19 protein-coding genes are annotated in these 17,075 nt (G+C 67.1%); 13 read left to right on the forward strand and 6 right to left on the reverse strand.

The features are described from left to right. Positions 1-162 precede the first annotated feature (162 nt). The 5 genes from ACL06G_RS14970 (at position 163) to ACL06G_RS14990 (ending at position 4,593) form a co-directional block, all read left to right on the forward strand. The gene (locus ACL06G_RS14970; RefSeq protein ID WP_412836040.1) at positions 163-633 is read left to right on the forward strand and encodes a hypothetical protein; all 471 of its coding nucleotides are present in this window, start codon (positions 163-165) and stop codon (positions 631-633) included. A gap of 3 nt (positions 634-636) precedes the next feature. Beyond that, positions 637-1,194 carry a hypothetical protein gene (locus ACL06G_RS14975; protein ID WP_412836041.1) on the forward strand — a complete coding sequence of 186 codons (558 nt, stop codon included), beginning with the start codon at positions 637-639 and terminating at the stop codon, positions 1,192-1,194. 1,244 nt (positions 1,195-2,438) lie between these two features. Next, positions 2,439-2,978, forward strand: coding sequence for a hypothetical protein (locus ACL06G_RS14980; RefSeq protein WP_412836042.1), 540 nt, complete (start codon positions 2,439-2,441; stop codon positions 2,976-2,978). A gap of 414 nt (positions 2,979-3,392) precedes the next feature. Then, on the forward strand, positions 3,393-4,109 hold the full coding sequence (locus ACL06G_RS14985) for a hypothetical protein (RefSeq protein ID WP_412836043.1): 717 nt from the start codon (positions 3,393-3,395) through the stop codon (positions 4,107-4,109). 136 nt (positions 4,110-4,245) lie between these two features. Further along, positions 4,246-4,593 (forward strand): hypothetical protein, encoded by a 348-nt coding sequence (locus tag ACL06G_RS14990; protein ID WP_412836044.1) that lies wholly within the window; start codon positions 4,246-4,248, stop codon positions 4,591-4,593. 63 nt (positions 4,594-4,656) lie between these two features. Here the strand turns inward: ACL06G_RS14990 and ACL06G_RS14995 are convergent, their stop codons facing one another. Both ACL06G_RS14995 and ACL06G_RS15000 read right to left on the reverse strand, forming a co-directional pair. After that, entirely contained in the window at positions 4,657-5,814 is a 1,158-nt protein-coding gene (locus tag ACL06G_RS14995) for a protein-L-isoaspartate O-methyltransferase family protein (protein ID WP_412836045.1), read from the reverse strand. Positions 5,815-6,038: 224 nt separating this feature from the next. Beyond that, positions 6,039-7,646: an amidase gene (locus tag ACL06G_RS15000; protein WP_412836046.1), complete on the reverse strand. Its 1,608-nt coding sequence runs from the start codon at positions 7,644-7,646 to the stop codon at positions 6,039-6,041. A gap of 191 nt (positions 7,647-7,837) precedes the next feature. Between ACL06G_RS15000 and ACL06G_RS15005 the strand changes: the two genes are divergently transcribed. After that, complete coding sequence (locus ACL06G_RS15005) at positions 7,838-8,503, forward strand: HNH endonuclease family protein (RefSeq protein WP_412836047.1); 666 nt, start codon at positions 7,838-7,840, stop codon at positions 8,501-8,503. A gap of 20 nt (positions 8,504-8,523) precedes the next feature. Here the strand turns inward: ACL06G_RS15005 and ACL06G_RS15010 are convergent, their stop codons facing one another. Beyond that, the gene (locus ACL06G_RS15010; RefSeq protein ID WP_412836048.1) at positions 8,524-8,658 is read right to left on the reverse strand and encodes a hypothetical protein; all 135 of its coding nucleotides are present in this window, start codon (positions 8,656-8,658) and stop codon (positions 8,524-8,526) included. A 135-nt stretch (positions 8,659-8,793) separates the two neighbouring features. Between ACL06G_RS15010 and ACL06G_RS15015 the strand changes: the two genes are divergently transcribed. Beyond that, the gene (locus ACL06G_RS15015) at positions 8,794-9,633 is read left to right on the forward strand and encodes a hypothetical protein (protein ID WP_412836049.1); all 840 of its coding nucleotides are present in this window, start codon (positions 8,794-8,796) and stop codon (positions 9,631-9,633) included. Positions 9,634-9,719: 86 nt separating this feature from the next. On the opposite strand, the gene fxlM is transcribed toward ACL06G_RS15015, so the two are convergent. Next, positions 9,720-10,949 (reverse strand): methyltransferase, FxLD system, encoded by a 1,230-nt coding sequence (gene fxlM, locus ACL06G_RS15020; protein ID WP_412836050.1) that lies wholly within the window; start codon positions 10,947-10,949, stop codon positions 9,720-9,722. A 353-nt stretch (positions 10,950-11,302) separates the two neighbouring features. On the opposite strand from fxlM, the gene ACL06G_RS15025 reads away from it, so the two are divergent. The 4 genes from ACL06G_RS15025 to ACL06G_RS15040 all read left to right on the forward strand — a co-directional run bounded on the left by ACL06G_RS15025 (position 11,303) and on the right by ACL06G_RS15040 (position 13,072). Continuing rightward, positions 11,303-11,617 (forward strand): hypothetical protein, encoded by a 315-nt coding sequence (locus ACL06G_RS15025; protein WP_412836051.1) that lies wholly within the window; start codon positions 11,303-11,305, stop codon positions 11,615-11,617. A 331-nt stretch (positions 11,618-11,948) separates the two neighbouring features. After that, entirely contained in the window at positions 11,949-12,350 is a 402-nt protein-coding gene (locus tag ACL06G_RS15030; protein WP_412836052.1) for a hypothetical protein, read from the forward strand. After that, positions 12,340-12,933: a bifunctional DNA primase/polymerase gene (locus tag ACL06G_RS15035; protein WP_412836053.1), complete on the forward strand. Its 594-nt coding sequence runs from the start codon at positions 12,340-12,342 to the stop codon at positions 12,931-12,933. The genes ACL06G_RS15030 and ACL06G_RS15035 overlap by 11 nt, the downstream gene beginning before the upstream one ends. After that, the gene (locus ACL06G_RS15040; RefSeq protein WP_412836054.1) at positions 12,923-13,072 is read left to right on the forward strand and encodes a hypothetical protein; all 150 of its coding nucleotides are present in this window, start codon (positions 12,923-12,925) and stop codon (positions 13,070-13,072) included. The genes ACL06G_RS15035 and ACL06G_RS15040 overlap by 11 nt, the downstream gene beginning before the upstream one ends. Before the next feature lie 664 nt (positions 13,073-13,736). On the opposite strand, the gene ACL06G_RS15045 is transcribed toward ACL06G_RS15040, so the two are convergent. Further along, positions 13,737-14,126: a hypothetical protein gene (locus ACL06G_RS15045; protein WP_412836055.1), complete on the reverse strand. Its 390-nt coding sequence runs from the start codon at positions 14,124-14,126 to the stop codon at positions 13,737-13,739. A gap of 88 nt (positions 14,127-14,214) precedes the next feature. On the opposite strand from ACL06G_RS15045, the gene ACL06G_RS15050 reads away from it, so the two are divergent. Next, a complete protein-coding gene (locus ACL06G_RS15050; RefSeq protein WP_412836056.1) occupies positions 14,215-14,493 on the forward strand; it encodes a hypothetical protein in 279 nt (92 codons plus the stop codon). A 70-nt stretch (positions 14,494-14,563) separates the two neighbouring features. Here ACL06G_RS15050 and ACL06G_RS15055 read toward each other — a convergent pair whose 3' ends face one another. Beyond that, positions 14,564-15,457, reverse strand: coding sequence for a terpene synthase family protein (locus tag ACL06G_RS15055; RefSeq protein WP_412836057.1), 894 nt, complete (start codon positions 15,455-15,457; stop codon positions 14,564-14,566). A 502-nt stretch (positions 15,458-15,959) separates the two neighbouring features. Between ACL06G_RS15055 and ACL06G_RS15060 the strand changes: the two genes are divergently transcribed. After that, positions 15,960-17,075, forward strand: a complete 1,116-nt coding sequence (locus ACL06G_RS15060) for a tyrosine-type recombinase/integrase (protein ID WP_412836058.1) — start codon at positions 15,960-15,962, stop codon at positions 17,073-17,075.

The raw sequence follows: 17,075 nt of genomic DNA on the forward strand, positions 1-17,075 counted from the left end.
CGGTAGCCTTCCCGTGCCGTCCCTGCGAAGGGGCGATGCTTCCCAGACCCCTTCACGAGATGGTGAGTTGCTGTGCCTATCCCTGAGAGCCCGTTCTCCCGTCCGGTAGATGCCGACGGTCCTCCTGGGGCTGATGCCCTGGACGTCCTTGCCCAGCTCCCTGTGAGTGATCTGCTGCAGTTCGGCATCGCGGCCGCGTGCGACGACCCCGAACGTGCTGGAGGACTGCTCCATGCCCTCGTCGCGGACGTGGGTTCGCGGGAGGACCTTCCGGAGGCGGCGCTGCTGCTGGCGCAGCTCATCGCGCACTGCCACCAGATCTCCAGCGGCCTCGAGGACGGCCGACGCGCAGCCGTGGCGTACCGGAAGGTGCAGGGCGGCAACCACGAGCGGCCTGTGCAGGTGGCGCACTGGGTGATTGAGGCGATGATGCGGGACGGCAGGGAGTCGGCCCGCGCGGTGTGGTGTGAGCACATCGCGGATACAGGCGTGCAGGCGAGGGAGTTGGCCCACGAGACGGTGCGGTGGCTGCTGGTGCTCGCGGTGCCGTACGGCGGTTTCGACCTGGCGTACACCGGCGCGATGCTGCGGGGCATGAACCTGGTTCCCTCTTCTGAAAAGGACGGTGAGTGAGGTATGGAGGAGGGGACGTTCGGTGGTCGCAACCGGTTTCTGACGGTGAAGCAGCTGCACGCGATGCTTCGTGCGGGTGGCGTCGGTGTAGGAGAGGACGATGCGGTCTCTCGGGCGCAGTCGCTCGGGTTCCTGCTCGCGATGATCGAGTATGTGGCGCTCTTTGACACCGACCGGCTCGACCACGAGGAGATTCTCTCGGGCTACACGTCGATGCTGGCGTCGGTGCCCCAGGCCGGCTCGGAAGAGGAACGAGCGAGGATGATGGCCTTCGCGTGGGGACGGCTGATGCAGGACCGGCTGGCTCGTACCTCCTTGGGCCTGCAGTCTCTCCTCGCTCCTGCGGAGGAAGGAACGTACTCTCCGGGGCCGGCGGTGAACTACGCGGTGTCGGCGGCAGAGGCGCTGCTGTCGGTGTGCAACCCTCCCGAGGGCGAAGGCATGGAGGACTACCTGGAGTTGCTGCGCGGTGCGCTGGAGGTGTCACAGCGTCACCTTCGCGAGTCTCTGACGCAGGTCGAGGAGGGGTTGAAGGCTGTACGGGACGTGGAGGAGCAGTAGGTATGCCGTAGGCTTCCCCTTGTGTGACCTTTGCCATGGCGTACTCCGTCGGTTGCTACACCCTTGAAGATCCCGGGGCTGCTCTTGGTGGCACGGTCTCGTTCCGCCGTACCTCCAAGGCAGCTTTCCTGGTCCCCGCGTAAGCGGTGTAACGGTAGGCCAGCTTGCTCCCCGCATTCGCGGGGATGTTCCTGCCCCGTCAGCTTGGCGGTAGGAGCCTTCTCCCACGCCAGTGGGACTGCTCCCCTCGCGTGAGGGGATGTCTCCGTGACCCCGATCGCTGTCGAAGGGACTTCAGCATGGCTCGCACCAGTACGCTTCCTCACCCCCTGTCTGCGCACGCGGACAAGATCGACCCGCATGCGGTCTACAGCGTGAGGCAGCTCGCTGCGCTGATGGGCATGGCCAGGACGAGTCTCAACGCCCTCATCGCCCACGGATACTTTCCTGGCAGCCGCTTCCTCCCTCACGTCCGCGGAGGCAGGGAGCACGTGTGGTCCGGCGAGCAGTTGGCCAGGATGGCGAAGCGGAATATCCGGATCTCCTTCGACCACGACGTCTTCTCTCCGTCCACGCTGTATCGCGTCGGCTGCCGCTGTTCTGTCTGCACCGCTGCTCACGGCGCGGATAGCCAGGAGCGCCGGCGTGCACTCGCTGAATCCTTCTTCTCGCAGGGGCAGCGGGAACGGTTGCTTGCTCAGGTACGAGCCGGAGTGTCGGTCCACGAGGCTGCTCGGGAGGTTGGGGTGTCCCTCCACCAGGTCTATGGCCGCGCGAACTGGGACTCTGCCTTCGGTGAAGCGTTGGACGAGGCCGCATGGTCCTTGTGCGTGCTGGGTGCAGAGGATGCTCGATGTGGCACAGCTGTCGGCTATAGAGGCAACCCGCGCAGTGCTGATCCTCGTCCGGCTTGCCGGGGAACTGGGTGCAGGAAGTGGAAGCGCGAGGCGACAAACCGAGAGCGGTCCATGGGTTGATCGTGACGTGGCTGTGCTCCGCTCTCCGGAGGGGGTGGGAGAGCGGAGCAGGGCGTCCAGTATCGGCCCTGAACTGGACGAACCTCATCATGCCTGCTGGAAGTGACGATGGGGCTGACGCTGCGCCACTCCACGATCAATACTTGCCCATGGCCCAATACCTGGGCAATGGGCAAACTTGCTTTCACGGCGGTCGCCCTCTTAGGATCAACCCAATGAGAGCCCAATACAAGGGTATTGGGCTCTAGATTCCTATGAGGAGGTCACGTGCTGCACATCAAGCTGCGCGAGCCGAAAGAACTCGACCCCACTACCTGCCCGATGGGCCGCCACTACAACGGCTGGCACAAGGACATGAGCGAGCAGGACGTCTACGACATCAACCGCGGCCGCTGGGTCCTCGGAGAGCGGGCTGACTCCGAGCGCTATGCCCTCTTCGCCGCCGAGGGCGTCGTCCGTGCCGCCGTGGAGATCCACAACATCTCCTCCTCCGACGGCACCGGGTACGCAGACAAGGACGGCCGCCGCATCCTCACCGGCCGCGTGCTGACCTCCGACCACCCGGTCCACTCCACCTACGTCGGTAAGCCGAGCCCGGCTGACGCCTGGGACAAGCGCAACCCGATCTTCTACTTCAACGGGGAGCACGACGTCCGCCTGTGCGCCTGCGGGTGCGGCGAGTCCGTCACCCACCCGTCCAACAACTTCATGGTCGGCCACGACCAGCGAGCAATCCGCCAGCGGGTCAACTCTGTCGGCGGGCCTGTCGCCTTCATGAAGTGGTTCGACGCGGCCTGGAAGTCGTAGCCGTCGCCGCACGCTCGTGTGTGCCCCGGCCAGATGAGGTGGCCGGGGCACACTCCCTGAGCCTATCCAAGTGCCTGTACGCGACTGTGCCCCGCTCTCCGGGGGGGCGGGATAGCGGGGCACAGTGTCCAGTATCGGCCCTGAACTGGACAGGCACCATGATGCCTCTTTTCACCTCCGATGCGGGCACCCGACTGGCCGAGCGCCGGTATGATCGACCGCGCGGCGTGCACGTACGCCAGCTTCCGCAGCGGGACCACAGACCCACGCCCGGCCCCGGCACCGGACAAGGTTCTCCGAATCGCGTGCCTGCGCAGACTCCGCCCGCTCTCAGCGCGGCGTGAGCGTGGGCATGCCGCCGAGGGAGCAGCAGTGACGAAGAACCGTGCCCGGAAGCAGGCCGTCCGCGCCCGCATGGACGGGGATGAGCGCTACACCCGCGCCCGCCGGCACAGCGAGTCCGGCGATAAGCTCCCGTACCGGGTGGTCGACGCGCACGACCAGGGCTGGCACGTCACGGTCATGCCCAACCGCGAGGAAGCGGTCTACAGTGCCGACTACGGGTGGAAGCGTGGCCTTGGTCCGATGACCCGGGACGAACTCGAGGCCGAGCGTGGCCCGCTGCGGCCCGTCGTCCCTCCGGACGGCGAGGAGTGTGAACGCATCACTGCGGCGCTGACGTCGGCCGGCAACCGGGCCGCCGCCTCCGTCCTCGTCTCTCTGTACCGTATCGCCTGTCTCCATGCTGATGAGGAGGCTGAGCGTTCCGGGTGTCGGGTGAGCGGACGTTTGTACGCCGGACGTGAGGGGTCGTGGGAGAGCGCGGCTGTCCGGTCTCTGGCGTGGGGCCTGGGTGCGAAGCTGTCGGAGCGGCCGAAGCGGTACGACGCGCAATCGGTCGGGACGCTGGTGGCGGTCCTTGACGGGTGGACCTCGTCCCCGGGCCGGTTCGTGGAGGTGGCCGCGAATCTGTCCGATCTGTTCTCCGAGGTCGCAGACCGGTCTGGTGGGTGGCCGGCAGTGTCCGACCGGTATCTGCAGGTGGGTAGCGCAGTTGGGCACCCGCTGGATGTGGTCGAGTCCGTCCGTGGGTACCTGTTGGCGACCTCACGCGTGGAACACGGCTGGTAGGTGGCCTCACTGCATTCCGTTCATGTGGTCCACATCACACTAAATACCCCCCTTGTATATTGCATTAGGGGTGGCCATCTCCTAGGGTTAAAGCGTCACGAAGCACAACACAACCCACCAGAAAGGACTTTGAGTGATGGCTGCGATCCTCACCGAGAACCCCGCCCGCGACAACCTCAACACCCGCATCCAGGAGCTGATGGACACCGCGCTCGGCAACGAGGAGCTCGCCCGCACCGGCGAGCCCGACCCCGCCGCTGTCCGCGACGCCGAGCCCTGGCACATGGTCGAGGAGACCTCCTACCTCGACGGCACCGACCTGGCCGACGCGGTCATGGTCATCCGCGCCCTCTACCTGGGCCGCGCGGTCGAGCGCGGCCGCAAGATGCGCGCCGGCATCCGCATGACCGAGAACGACGCCTCCGACGCCCTCACCGCCAAGAGGTTCATCGAGGACACCGCGCCGATCGCGCACGCGATCTGACCGCAACGCACGAAGGGCCGGACGCACCCCAGCGTCCGGCCCTCGACGTGTGGCACTCCCTGCTTACGCCCCGGCTCTACTCAGATCCTCGCCGTGGTCCTGGTCCCTCCACACGTACTGCTCTCCAGCGGGCTCCACAGTGATTCCGTACCGGGTCACGTCCGGCTGACCGGCCGACCTCCACTCCGTGTACGCCTCCACCAGCTCCGCCCACAAGTCACGCGGCCCGTAGCACGTCACTGACGTCGCCTCCCACCAGCGGGAGTAGTTGACCAGCGTCACCGACGTTCCCGTCTGGTCCCACAACTGCGCCTGCCGCATCTCTCGCTCGCCGCGGTGCGCGACGGCGACATCCGGCACCCGGAGCCCGAGCGTGAAGTCCTGCCGCCACGATGCTCCCAGCACCTGGCCCGGGTGCAGCGGCGAAGAAGCCTTCCTCGCCCCTTCCGAAGGATTCAGCTCACGACCCGGCCTCTGCTCTCTCACCCACATGTAGTGCGCCGTGCCGGTGAAGCGTCCCGAGGCTCCTCCGTCTTCCCGAGCCTCCAGGCGCAGCAGCCCGCCGTTGGCGTAGCACGTTCCGAACGGCGCCAGGAGCACGCCTCCGCGCCGGGTCATCTGGCCTGTCAGTTCCGCCGGTACCCGGCGCAGCGCAGCCGTCGCCACGATCCGGTCGTACGGGCCTCCGGGCTGCCACCCCTTCGTCCCGTCCCCGTGGACCAGGTGCGGCCGGTAGCCGGCGGACTCGAGGTTTCTGGCGGCCTGGTCCGCGAGGGTCTTGTCGACCTCGACGCTGGTGACGTTGCCGGCTCCGACGCGCTCGCACAACAGAGCCGTGAAGTGCCCTGATCCGGTGCCGATTTCCAGCACGTTGTGTCCCGGACGGAGGCGGAGCTGGCACAACATCTCGCACTGCGTGTCTGGGGCGGACACGGAGCTTGTGAAGTCCCCGCGTGCTGGGGCCTCGGGGTGGCGGTGGTCGTCCAGCTGCGTGATGGCGCTGCGGTGCGGGTCCCACGCGGCCCGATGCCACTCGTGCGGGTCTTGTTCACGATCGAGTAGCGGGTAGAGGCCGTCCGGCCCGGCGGTCTGCGACCAGATCCGGGCCGGGACGAATTGCGCGCGGTCGACGGCGGTGAAGGCTTCTTTCACCCACGGGTCGCGGAATCCGCCCTTGGCGGCGACCGCGCGCGCACACACCTCCCGGAAGTTCTCGGCCACGCCGCTACTTCTGATCAGGATTGTCGCCGTCCGGGGACGGCGGTTCTGGAGGAGGCTGCCATGGCTTGTCCGACGGCCCACCGCGGTGCTTGTCGTCCACGTGGAGACCTCCCAGTCTCGTGAATCAGCGCCGGTTTCCGGAGCACAGCCTCTCCCGGTGCCTCTGCCTCTGCAATGCTCTCCCGCGAGATCCGGCCACCGTCGGACGCGCCAGGACAGATACGTCAGAACGGGTGCTGCGTGTGGCGTGGGTAGCTGCCGTACCAGGGCCGCAGCTTCTCGAACGCTGCGGCTGCCGCCACCACTGCGTCGTCTCCCCAGCGGGGGCCGATGATCTGCATGCCGACCGGCAGCCCATCGAGGAATCCCGCCGGCACATTTGCCACCGGGTGCCCGCTGAAGTTGCAGGGCGTGGTCATGCACCATCCGATGGTGCGTTCCACCTTCTCTCCGCGAATCTCCTCAGGTCCCAGAGTCGATCCGTCTCCCGCGTTGGGCAACGCCGATGGTGCGCAGGCCAGCGTCGGTGTGATGAGCAGGTCCACGCCCTCGTCCGTGAACAGCTTGTTGAGTGCCATCATGATCCTGCTCTGGAGGGATTCCAGGTTCCGTACGCGCCGTCCGCTTACCGTGTCGGAGAGCTCGATCAGATCCCGGAACTCCGGTGTCATCTTCTCTGCGTGGCGCATCATGTCGATGCCGTGGCTGGCGAAGTAGTCGACGACCGCACCGGCGTAGAGCACGCTCATCAGCTCGCGCCACATGGACGACAGGTCGCCGTGGGTGAGCAAGTGCCCCTCATCGTGGTTGATGCCTACGAGCACCTCATTCAGCCCGATCTTGGCTTGCTCGACGTGCGCGCCCGCCTCCTGGAAGGCGTTGGCGGCGTTGCGAACGGTGCGCACCACGCTGTGATCGGTGGGGTAGAGGTCGAGGTCGGGCGAGAAGGCGATGCGCTTGCCCTTGACTCCGAGGCGGAGCGCGGCTGTCAGGTCGGTACTGGTGCCGCGCGAGGTGGGATCTGCTGCGAACGGCTGTGCCATCTCATCCGCCAGCAGCGCAGCATCCTCGACGGTGCGGGTGATCGGTCCGGTGAACAGATACGGGTTGACCGACACCGGAGGGATGTCAGTGGGCACCTGTCCGTATGTCAGCTTGAGCGAGACGGTGGCGGTCTGTGCGGCGGGGATGCGCAGCGAGCCGCCGGCGTCCGACCCTTCGGCTGCCGCGGTCATGAACGAAGCCACGGCCGCGCACGATCCGCCCGAGGATCCTCCGGAGTTGATTCCGGGCCGGAACGGTGTGCTGGTGTCCCCGTAGGCGGGTGAGGCACAGGTGCCCTTGTGCCCGAACTCCGGAGTTGCGGTCTTCCCCAGAGAGATCGCTCCGGCGTCGAGGAGCCGGTTGACGTGCTGGGAAGAGGCGGGCGGAATGAACGCGACGTCTTCGGTGAAGATGCGGCTGCCGAAGGTGTTGCGCACTCCTCTCTCGAAGTCGAACAGGTCCTTGGTGGCGATCGGCAGGCCCTCCAAGCGTCGGGCCGTACCTTCCGCGTACCGCTGAGCTGCCACCTTCGCTGCCTCGCGTGCTGCCTCGAACTCGGTGCGCACGAACGCGTTGACCGTCCCGTTCGCGTCTTCGATACGGGAGATGCAGGCTTCGACCGCTTGATCCGGAGTGAGGGTTCCGCTGCGGAACCGGTGCAGCATCTCACCAGCAGTCAGAAATGCCACTTCCGAGGTTGTCTGATCGTTTGTGTGCTGACTTGTGCGAATCACGGGGGTAACGCTAGGTAAGGTGACTGACAAAGAGGCGGGACGGGCGGCCGCCACGACACCGTCTCAACGCTCCTCCGCCGGCTTCGTGTCGCCTGCAGGTTCCCGCGAGGTCATCTACCTGGACGGGGGTGGGGTCCCTGCATCTCCTCTCCCTGCGAGCGTCCTCCCGCTGCTCCTTCGCTCTGTCGTGTACGGTCCGACCTCTTGCGGCATACCTCCTCCGCGCACGGGCCAGGACACCGGCCATGAGCGCACTCACCACGCCGCGCGCCTTCGCGGCCTTCTTGGTCCTCCTGCTCTTTCCCTTCGCCAACTCTCCGGCCTATGCCGGGACCGGCGGGCGGACGCTTCCGCTGCGCGATGCCGTGGCCGCGCTGCCGCTCTCCGCTGAGGACCGCACCGGGTATGACCGGGTGTCCTCGTACGGCAGGTGGATCGACATCGACAAGGACGGGTGTCGGACCAGGTCGGAGGTATTGCTGGAGGAGGCCGTGGTCGCCCCGTCCCGCACGGGCCGGTGCCGGCTGTCCGGGGGCCGCTGGTTCTCCTGGTACGACGGCTCTGTGGTCGACGGCCCCCGCGGGCTGGACATCGATCACGTCGTTCCGCTCGCGGAAAGCTGGGACAGCGGGGCGTCCGCCTGGACGCGGGAGCGGCGCAGCGCGTACGCGAACTACCTGGACGATCCTCGGCACCTGGTGGCCGTCACCGCCCGGTCCAACCGGCAAAAAGCCGACCGTGACCCAGCCGACTGGATGCCGGCTGATCCGGTGCAGTGCCGGTACGCGGCGGACTGGACGGCGGTGAAACTGTCGTGGGGTCTGTCCGCCGACATGGCCGAGCGGGAGGCCCTGGCCGGTGTCGCAGCGTCGTGCCCGAACCTGCCCGTGCGCTACGCGCCGGCTCCGTAGCCTGCGGCGGCTGCCGCCGACTACGCGAGCGCCTCCAGGTCGTCGGACAGGTGCCCGCCTGGGCGGACGGCGCCGGAGGTCGTGCCTTCGGTGCCGTCCGGCGCCTCCATCGTCACGGTCTCCTCGTAGAAGAGGGCGTCGTCGGCGTCGGACACTTCGGCTCCTGCGTGCAGGTCGACGTGGAGTGTCCCCCCTCCATTTAATACCCCCCTTGTATATTGCTTTTTAGGCTGTAATCATCTAGGATTTAAGTACAAGGAAAGGCACAAACCACCACCCAGGAGGACGACATGGCCGCCCCCGCCTACGCGCTCACCGAACGCCTCACCGGCGCCACCCGGAGCACGACGCGCGCCACGTTCCCCACCCTCTACGCCGCCCGCGACGCCCTGGTCAACGAGCTCACCCGCCACCGCGACGTCGCGGCCGAGGCCAACTGCACCTCCGGCCACGCCCCCTGCTGCTACTGCCCCTTCTTCGATGACCTGATCCGCAAGGTCCGCCTGTGGGCCCGCCCCGGCAGCGTCACCGTCACGAACACCGTGCTCACCATCGAGATCGCCCCCGAGGAGCCGTCCGGGCAGCAGGAGTCCTCCTCTCCCGCGGTGACCACGATCGAGGCCCGGCACCCCGACCTCAAGGCCGTCGCCCGCGAGCACCGCCTGTCCCCGGTGATGATGGCCGCCCTCGGCAACGCCGTCCCCTCCGAAGGGGTCACCGCCTGGCCCAACACCCTCGACGCACTCGCCGCCCGCGGCCTGTCCGAAGGCACACAGCTCACCAGTTCCGGCCAGGACATCGGATTTCACGTCCGCATCATCGTGGAGATGAAGCGCTCCAAGGCAGCCGACGCCGAGCGCAAGCGCCAGGACCGCGCCTACTCCAAGCAGTTCGCCTTCTCCGAGACCTGCCGGGCTGCCTTCCACGCGGTGTCCGACTACCAGCAGAACGCCGACGACACCGAGACGGAAAGCGGTCGGCGCTTCACCGACGAGGAGATCTGGTGCCAGATCGGAGACGCCCTCGGCGCCTACGGCGACCACAGCGAGTACGAGGAGAACGACGGCCGCGTCTACAGCGCCGATGAGCTGCGGAAGATGTGGGAGGACATCGACACCGCCCACGCCTGACATCCCAGGTGTTGAGGTGGTGCCGGACCGCACGGTCCTGCACCACCTTCCTGCGTCCCGCCCCCTCCTCGGCGGGCACCTCTCCCTCAGTCCTCTGCCAGCACCAGGCGGGCGAGAGGCTTGTCGATGACCCTCCCCCGGTAGAGCTCAGCGTCTGGTGTTCCTGCGGGGTAGACGCGGATCACCGGTTCCGGTCCCGGCCGCAGCGCCCGGTCCCAGTGCCTCACGCGATCGGCCAGCTGCTGCGCCAGCTCCTCCCTTCTGGGCCCGTGAGCGATGACTCCGAGCTCGCACTCCCAGCTCTCCTCCGGCTCCGTGGTGGAGCGGCGCAGCGCTACGTAGGCGAAGGAGTCTGCAGTCCATGTGGCGGTGGTGCCCGCGCCGAGCACCCATCCGGTCAGGTCCTCGTCCCTGGCTGTCTTCGAGGCGTGGAAGCGGCCGTACGGCGCGATGTCGCCGGCGAGCCACATGTCCAGCACGGGCAGGGCGGGTTCGCCCTTGGCCAGCGGCACCCCTGTCCACAGCTCGTGTCGTGCTTCGGTGAAGGCGGTCTGCAGTGCTTCGTCGTCCACGTCCTGGTCTTCGTCCACGTTGAGCTGTACGTGGGGCGGGCAGTCGAAGCGGAGCGTGTGCAGCGCGCTGGCGGTGGTGCCCTGCATCTGCACGAACCCGCAGTACGTCGTCTGGCGGCTGACGAGGTGTCCGTCCTCGCGGTCGAAGCGGACTGCGCGCGTCATGCCGCGCAGGCGGAGCGGCACGACCAGTCTCCCGTGCGGGGCGAGCTGGTCGATCCAGGCCGGCGGGATGTCCGCGGCCTCGACGGTTACGAGGATGGCGTCGAACCCGCCGTTGGGTGTCCGGTCGGGTGCGCCGTAGGCTCCATCGGCCTCGAGGATGGTGACCTGCTCGTACCCGGCCTCCTTCAAGAAGCGGCGTGCCCGCTCTGTGACGAACGGGTCGATGTCGACGGTGACGACCTCGCCCGAGGTTCCGACGACTTCGGCCATGAGCGCTGCGTTGTACCCGCCGGAGCCGATTTCAAGGGCGCGCATCCCGGGGCGGAGTCCGGACTGCTCCAGCATCTCGGCTTGCAGCCAGGGAGCGGAGACGGAGCTGGTTGTCTCGCCGTGTTCGTTGTCCTTGGTGCAGACGACGTCGTCGGCGTACGCCTCCTCCACGGTGGCCTCGGGAGCGAAGAGGTGGCGGGGTACTGAGAGCATCGCTCTCTCGACGGCCTTGCTGCGGAGGTTTCCTTTCTCTCGGATCTTGTCTACCAGGGCTGTCCGAAATGTGGTGGGGTCTGGTGTGGTTTTCACCGTCGAGAGGGTAGCGGTCTTCTGCTCTCATCGTGGGGCGTGCGGTTCTTTTCGGCCGGTTAGGTGCGTCCCTGTTCGCGCAGGGTCGCCGTGCGGTGGAGTGAGCTCCCTGCTCCCAGGGGCGGGCGACGCGGCCGAGAGTTGCCTGGTGGGCGCCCTAGCGTGGCACGGTGGCGTCGGGGTCCCGGCGGGCGAGAATACGGGCGGGAAATCAATCTGAATTCACCCTTAAATTCGGGGATTTGCACTGGATTTCGCCACTGGTCAAGTATAGAATTAAAGTAGTTCAAAACGAACACCCCACCAAATAGGGGTCGTTCGGGAATTGTAAAATGAATAGGGGAGGCCCGATCGTGGAATTCCACTCGGCTCGTGCGCTCATCGACGTCCTGCAGAAGCAGCTCGCCATCGAGGAGGAGGCCCGGAAGCGCGCCGGACAGGAGAACTCGGCGGTCGACTTCGACATCCGCATCGCCTACGAACCGGCCACCGAAGCCACTCGGAAGGAGTGCACGCCGGTCGCCCTCAAGGGGCCGGACGGCACCCTGTGGATCACCGCCTTCAACGCGGACGGCGAAGTCCCCCAGGTCGTGGAAGACGACCTGGGGGTGTCCTCGGAGGTTCTGGTCGACATGGACGAGATCGCTGAGCAGGCACGGTACAGCTAACGGGCCACACGAAGCAGGGGCCGCGCTCGGTCTGCCAGCACGGCAGACCGAGCGCGGCCCCTCCCCTATGTCGCGCCCAGCCGGGAAGGTCCTGGCCAGGCTCCGACCCCTCGTCCACACCGTCGCCTACCGGCGGAACGCTGCGCTATGCTGACCATGCGCCGAGAGGCGTGGGCCCGGCTCAAGGCCCGGCGGTGCGCGAGGCCCGTGACCTCGCGTCAGCCGAGGGTGCGCCGCGCCGAGCCCCCTTCATTCCTCACCGCTTCGTCTGCTTCACCGGCCGACGCCTCTGTTCGCGGCGAGTCACGGGGTCGCTGCCGGAAGAGGTCGCATGCCGAAGCAGCACGCCCGCAAGAAGCAGCTCGCCGCCATCAAGGCCGAGTGCGGGGTGAAGCACCACGAAGCCGCGAAGATCCTCGACGAGCTGGACGCCGAGGAGATGAACGAAGTCTGCGAAGCCCTTCGCGAGTACGAAGACATCACCACCCTGGACGAGGCCCTGGCGTTCGTGCGCGACCCGCGGCGTCAGGTGATGTGCGACGTGTGCGGGTGGACGTGGGGGATGGTGTGCCCGGAGTGCCCCGGCTGCGGCTGCTACTCCGGTGAGTGCACCGGGTGGCGGCACCACGAGTACGCGGAGGAGGACCCGGACTTCGAGCCCGAGGACGAGTGCGAGTGCGGGTTCGTGGGTGACCTGGAGAATCCCGCGCACGTCTACAACTGTGTCTGCTGAGGCTGACTCCGGGGCGGTGGCCGCGCTGGTGGAGCGGTACGGCCTGGCCGTGTTCCCGCTGCCGCCCGGCGGCCGCCGCCCGCAGGCCTCCGGCTGGCAGCACGCCTGCTGCACCACCGCCGACGAGGTGCGCCGCCACTGGCGGCCGGGCGCCAACATCGGGATCGGCTGCCGCGCCAGCCGGATCGTGGGCCTGGACCTCGACCAGGAGGACGACGGCACGCGCCGGTTCGCCACCCTGTGCGCGGCCCGGGGGCGGCCGTGGCCCCACACGTTCACCGTCGCCACGCCCTCCGGCGGCCGGCACCTGTACTTCCGCGCCCCGCCCGGCCGTACAGTCGTCTCCAGCTCCGGAGGCATCACCCGGCTCGGCCCCGGAATCGACGTGCGCGCCCCCGGACGGCGCAGCGGCGGCTACCTCATTGGCCCCGGCTCCGTAGTCTCCGGCGTGCCCTACACCGTGGTACGTGACACCAAGATCGCTCCGCTCCCCTCCTGGCTCCGGGAGCTTCTCAATCCGTCCCACCGGTTGACGAAGAGGACCACATCGATGCGTCGGGTACCGTCCGACCATGAGCGATAACGCGACGATGGTGTGGCTGGCCGCCCTGTTCCTCGGCGGCCTGGTCGCGGTCATGGGTATCGTGGCGCGCGTCGTAGTCCAGTGGGCTCCGGCTGCACGACGCCAAGGCCAAGATCGCCCTCGGGAGCCGAAGCTGTGACCCCCACCCCTCATCCCGGTGACGACTCCCTACCGAGCCCGGTGCCGCAGACCGGCATGATGCACTACTTGGCGTGGGAGCCGGATCTTCCCGAGGCCGGAGACCTTCCACCGGCTCCGGAGGTCACGGTGGAAGAGGCGTCGCGTAAGCTCTCCCGCGCCCTGGCCGCACACGGAATCCGTCACGTTCTCCTCGGAGACGAAGACGACGGCGAGGTCACGCTGCGCCTCGGCCACGCCGACGCGCACTGGCTCGCGGAAGCAGCCCGGTGCCATGCGTCTCCTGCTGATCAACAGTCCGCCTGATCGGCCCTCGGCGGGCACTCGCATCCCGGGTCCTGGAGAGCCCCTACTCCTCCTCACCGTCGGTACAGGGCTGGAGCGCCCGGAGATCATCGGGGTCGAAAACCTACGGCGATCCGGGTGTTCCGTCTCCGATGAAGCGCATGTCTGGCAGGCCGACGCGGATGCTCTTTACCACTCCGAGCAGGGCCTGGGGCATCAGCGTTCCGTAGTCGGCAAGTTCCAGTCCCTGCGCGTACTGGCATTCCGGGTCCTGGCAAGCGTGCTGGTCCTCCGCTGGTGAGTACCACAGCTCCGTTCCGTGGATCTGGCAGAGGCAGCCGTCATGACAGCGGTGCGGGGTTTGGTCCATACCGCCGAGCCTACCGGCGGAGGCTCATCACCGTGTCCCGGTCGTGATCTCCCCGGTCTCCAAATCGGCCGGCCACGACCACGTGCCCGCACTCGCCGTAGGCCACGTAGAGATACGTCCCGCCCGGCGACTCCTGCGACGTCATGCCCTGGTCCATCTCCGGACACAGAGTGCAGCACCTCGTGGCCTCGGCCCGGGTCCGGTTCGCCAGCGTGTCGGCCGGGATCACCAGCGTGCCGCAGTCCACCAACTCCCCGCCGCTTCTCTTCGACAGGATGACCTCCCGGCCCTTCTCGGTGTCCAGAACGGTCGGCTGCACCTCCTGGCCGCGCGCCCCCGCGGCCAGGGCAGCGAGAAAGGACTCCTGGAAGGCGTCGACGCTCGAGGATTCGTCGGTCATGGGCCCCACGGTACGCCGCACGGCACCGAGCCCGCGCCGGAACGGCCGGGCCCACAGAACACACGCGGAGCCGGGTACGCTCAATCGCATGACGAACCAGCCTTCAGGCGGCCCTGGTCCCTCACCCCATAGGAACTACGGCGACAACGACACCTACGGAGACCCGAGTGCGCTCGTCGACCGCCTGTCCACTCTGCTGGACACACACGGCATCTCCGCCTACGTGAAGGACGAGAACGCCTACGACCTCAGCATGACCTTCACAGGCCATGGTGCGGCACGACTCGTGCACATCCTGGAACAGGCGTCCCTGGTAGGGAAGGACGATGAAGCGCGAGTCATCGCCCAACTGGTCCGCTTCCACTAGCAACGCCTCGTAGAAGCGAGCTTCCTCAAGAGCACCCCTCCCTCACCGCCTCGCATGGCGCCACGAGTGGCTATTGGTAGCGCTGGGAGACCGAGCAGAACTCGTAGCCGCCGCGCATCAGCGAACGCAGATCGTGGGCATACCGATAGATCGGAGCCCGATTCTCGACCGGTACGGACTGGGCGTCCAAGAAGCGGGGAAGGCCACTTTCCCGGGCGAGGAAGGAATCGGTGTAGTTGCGAACGCAGGCGTGAGCCCGCCGGAGGGCCTGCTCCCGGGTGAGGCCGTCCTGGTGTTCCAAGGCGAGCACGAAGTTGTGCTGGTCGCCAGCGGCTTCTTCCTTGGCGAGGGACTGGACGTCTTGAGTGATGCAGACCACGCGCGTGGTGCACAGGCGCATGGCGCGGAGTGGGTCGCACTCCAGCAGGGCGGCGGGGACTTCGTAGCCGCCGACCCGCTCCACGGCGTCCATCTCCAGCCGAACCGCTCCGGTCAGGTCTCGCAGAGCCAGGTAGGCGTCAACCCCAAGGGTGTGACCGACCCGACGCTGTTTGCAGCGTGTGCGGTAGGAGTCGAACCAGTCAGCCCAGTTGCTTCGGGTGCGGGCGATGAAGTGGGGGGACATGCCTAGGCACCAGCGGTGCCACAGGTCGGTGAACGCGGCGATGTGTGGGTCGTTCCGGTTGTTCGTGGACCCGGTGAGGACGCCGGTGAGGGAGGCGAAAAAGGCTTCCGCCCGACCCGACTGGTGGAGGAACTCCGGGTCGTCAGGATAATCACTCCAAATCGCCCACCAAGACACCCAGTCTCCGATGAGATTCAGGCCCTCGCGCGTGGCTTCGGGGTAGTTCATGCAAGCGAAGAGGCTCATGCCGTGACGGTCATGACGGCGCAGGTCCGAGTCATCCACAACCAGACGTACCTGCTGGACCCACTCCCGACTGTGCGCGGCGACTTCGTCCACGAAGGGGCTACACCGGGAGAGGAAGGGCATATCGAAGGGCCACTCCCGAAGACTGGAGGGCAACTGCTCCGGTTGCGTCACTCTCGCGTCGGCTTCCGTAGCGCTTCTTGGGCTGGGCTGAGCGGTGCGCGCGTCGCTGATCAACGTGCCCTCCCTGTCGTTTGACGTCCTCCCGGCCGTGAAGGACTGGGATTCCGAGGGTGTCCATGCGACAAGTCAGCCACTTCCTGAGCATCGTGGACGAGAGGTTGAGGGGAGCAGGGCGTTGAAAGCGTTGAAAGCTGACCTCCAAAGCCTGAGGCGACCACGGCGCCGGGCGCCCCGGCGACCGCGCGCGGGGGCCGCTCAGACCGATCCTGCGCACACCCGCCCCGAGCCTCCCCGCAGGAGAATCGCTCTCACAGCAGAATCGAACGTATGGATCACTTACCCTAATTGGCCTTAGGGGAAGTGATACCCGATAGTGTGAGTCGCGGACACTCCTCGGCCCCTTGGGAGACCCGTGACCCCTTCACCCAGCCCTCGCCTGCCTCAACTCGCCGCTGGCACCGAGGTCCTGACCGGCGACGTCGTTGAAGACCTAGCGCCGCAGCTTCCCGAACTGCTCGCCATCGATGAGCAGCTGACCGACGCCGCCGCCGAGTACCTGGCCAACTCCGGCCGCGCCCGCACCCGGCAGACGTACAGAGAGCGGTTCGCCGCCTTCGCGAACTGGTGCGCGCAGAACGGGCGCGTCCCTGGTCCTCCTACCACGGCGGCGAACCTCACGTCCTACGTGGCCGAGCTGCGCCGCCGCGGTGTGGACTTCGGCACGATCCGATTGACGATCGCCGCCGTCCGGCACACCAACGCTCGTGCCGGATACGAGAACTGGCCGGACCAGAAAGCTGCGCTGCAAATCTATGCAGATGCCCGTCATGAACAGCGGGAAGCGGGTCGTACACAGAAATCGGCACCGCCGATCGACATGGTCCGCCTGTCGCTAATGGTTTCCGCCTGCCCGGATACGATGGAAGGCATCAGGGATCGCGCCATGTTCTACCTTGGCTACTACTGCCGGGCGCGCCGATCCGAACTCGCACGCTTTCGCGTGGGGAGCGTTGAATTCACGACGGAAGAACTGCTCACCGTCACGAAAATCACGTCGAAGAACGACAAGAACGACTCCGGGCGTGACTACGACATTGACGACCCGGCAGCGATCCGCGCCATCCGTGCCTGGGTGTCCGCGCTGTCCGAACGCAATCAGGGAGCACGCCACCTTCCGCTGCTGCGCCGCGTGGATCAGTGGGGAAACATCGGCCCGATCAGCTCCAAGGGCTGGGGGCTGACCCCGCACTCGATCAACGAGATCGTGAAGAAGGCTGCTCGTCGCGCCAACGTGGACGTCGCCGCCGCCGTCACCTCCCAGGGGCTGCGCGCGGGGGTTCCTACCGACCTGGGCGCCCTCGGCTACTCCTCCGGCGAGATTCGGGAAATGACCGGAGATTGGTCGAGCACGGAGATGGTGGAGAGATACCGGAAGATCGGGAGAAGACGCGCGGGGAATCGCGCTGACGACGGAAACAAGGCACATGCCCTCAGCATGCTGCACACCCACAACTTCAACGGCGAGTAA

The organism is Streptomyces callyspongiae (assembly GCF_047200695.1).
GTDB lineage: Bacteria > Actinomycetota > Actinomycetes > Streptomycetales > Streptomycetaceae > Streptomyces.

What these genes read in the sequence shown, in the direction of transcription:
- ACL06G_RS14975 (WP_412836041.1), top strand. Translation starts at nt 637, where the DNA reads ATGGAGGAGGGGACGTTCGGTGGTCGCAACCGGTTTCTGACGGTGAAG.
- ACL06G_RS14985 (WP_412836043.1), top strand. Translation starts at nt 3,393, where the DNA reads ATGGACGGGGATGAGCGCTACACCCGCGCCCGCCGGCACAGCGAGTCC.
- ACL06G_RS14990 (WP_412836044.1), top strand. Translation starts at nt 4,246, where the DNA reads ATGGCTGCGATCCTCACCGAGAACCCCGCCCGCGACAACCTCAACACC.
- ACL06G_RS15005 (WP_412836047.1), top strand. Translation starts at nt 7,838, where the DNA reads ATGAGCGCACTCACCACGCCGCGCGCCTTCGCGGCCTTCTTGGTCCTC.
- ACL06G_RS15015 (WP_412836049.1), top strand. Translation starts at nt 8,794, where the DNA reads ATGGCCGCCCCCGCCTACGCGCTCACCGAACGCCTCACCGGCGCCACC.
- ACL06G_RS15030 (WP_412836052.1), top strand. Translation starts at nt 11,949, where the DNA reads ATGCCGAAGCAGCACGCCCGCAAGAAGCAGCTCGCCGCCATCAAGGCC.
- ACL06G_RS15040 (WP_412836054.1), top strand. Translation starts at nt 12,923, where the DNA reads ATGAGCGATAACGCGACGATGGTGTGGCTGGCCGCCCTGTTCCTCGGC.
- ACL06G_RS15045 (WP_412836055.1), bottom strand. Translation starts at nt 14,126, where the DNA reads ATGACCGACGAATCCTCGAGCGTCGACGCCTTCCAGGAGTCCTTTCTC.
- ACL06G_RS15050 (WP_412836056.1), top strand. Translation starts at nt 14,215, where the DNA reads ATGACGAACCAGCCTTCAGGCGGCCCTGGTCCCTCACCCCATAGGAAC.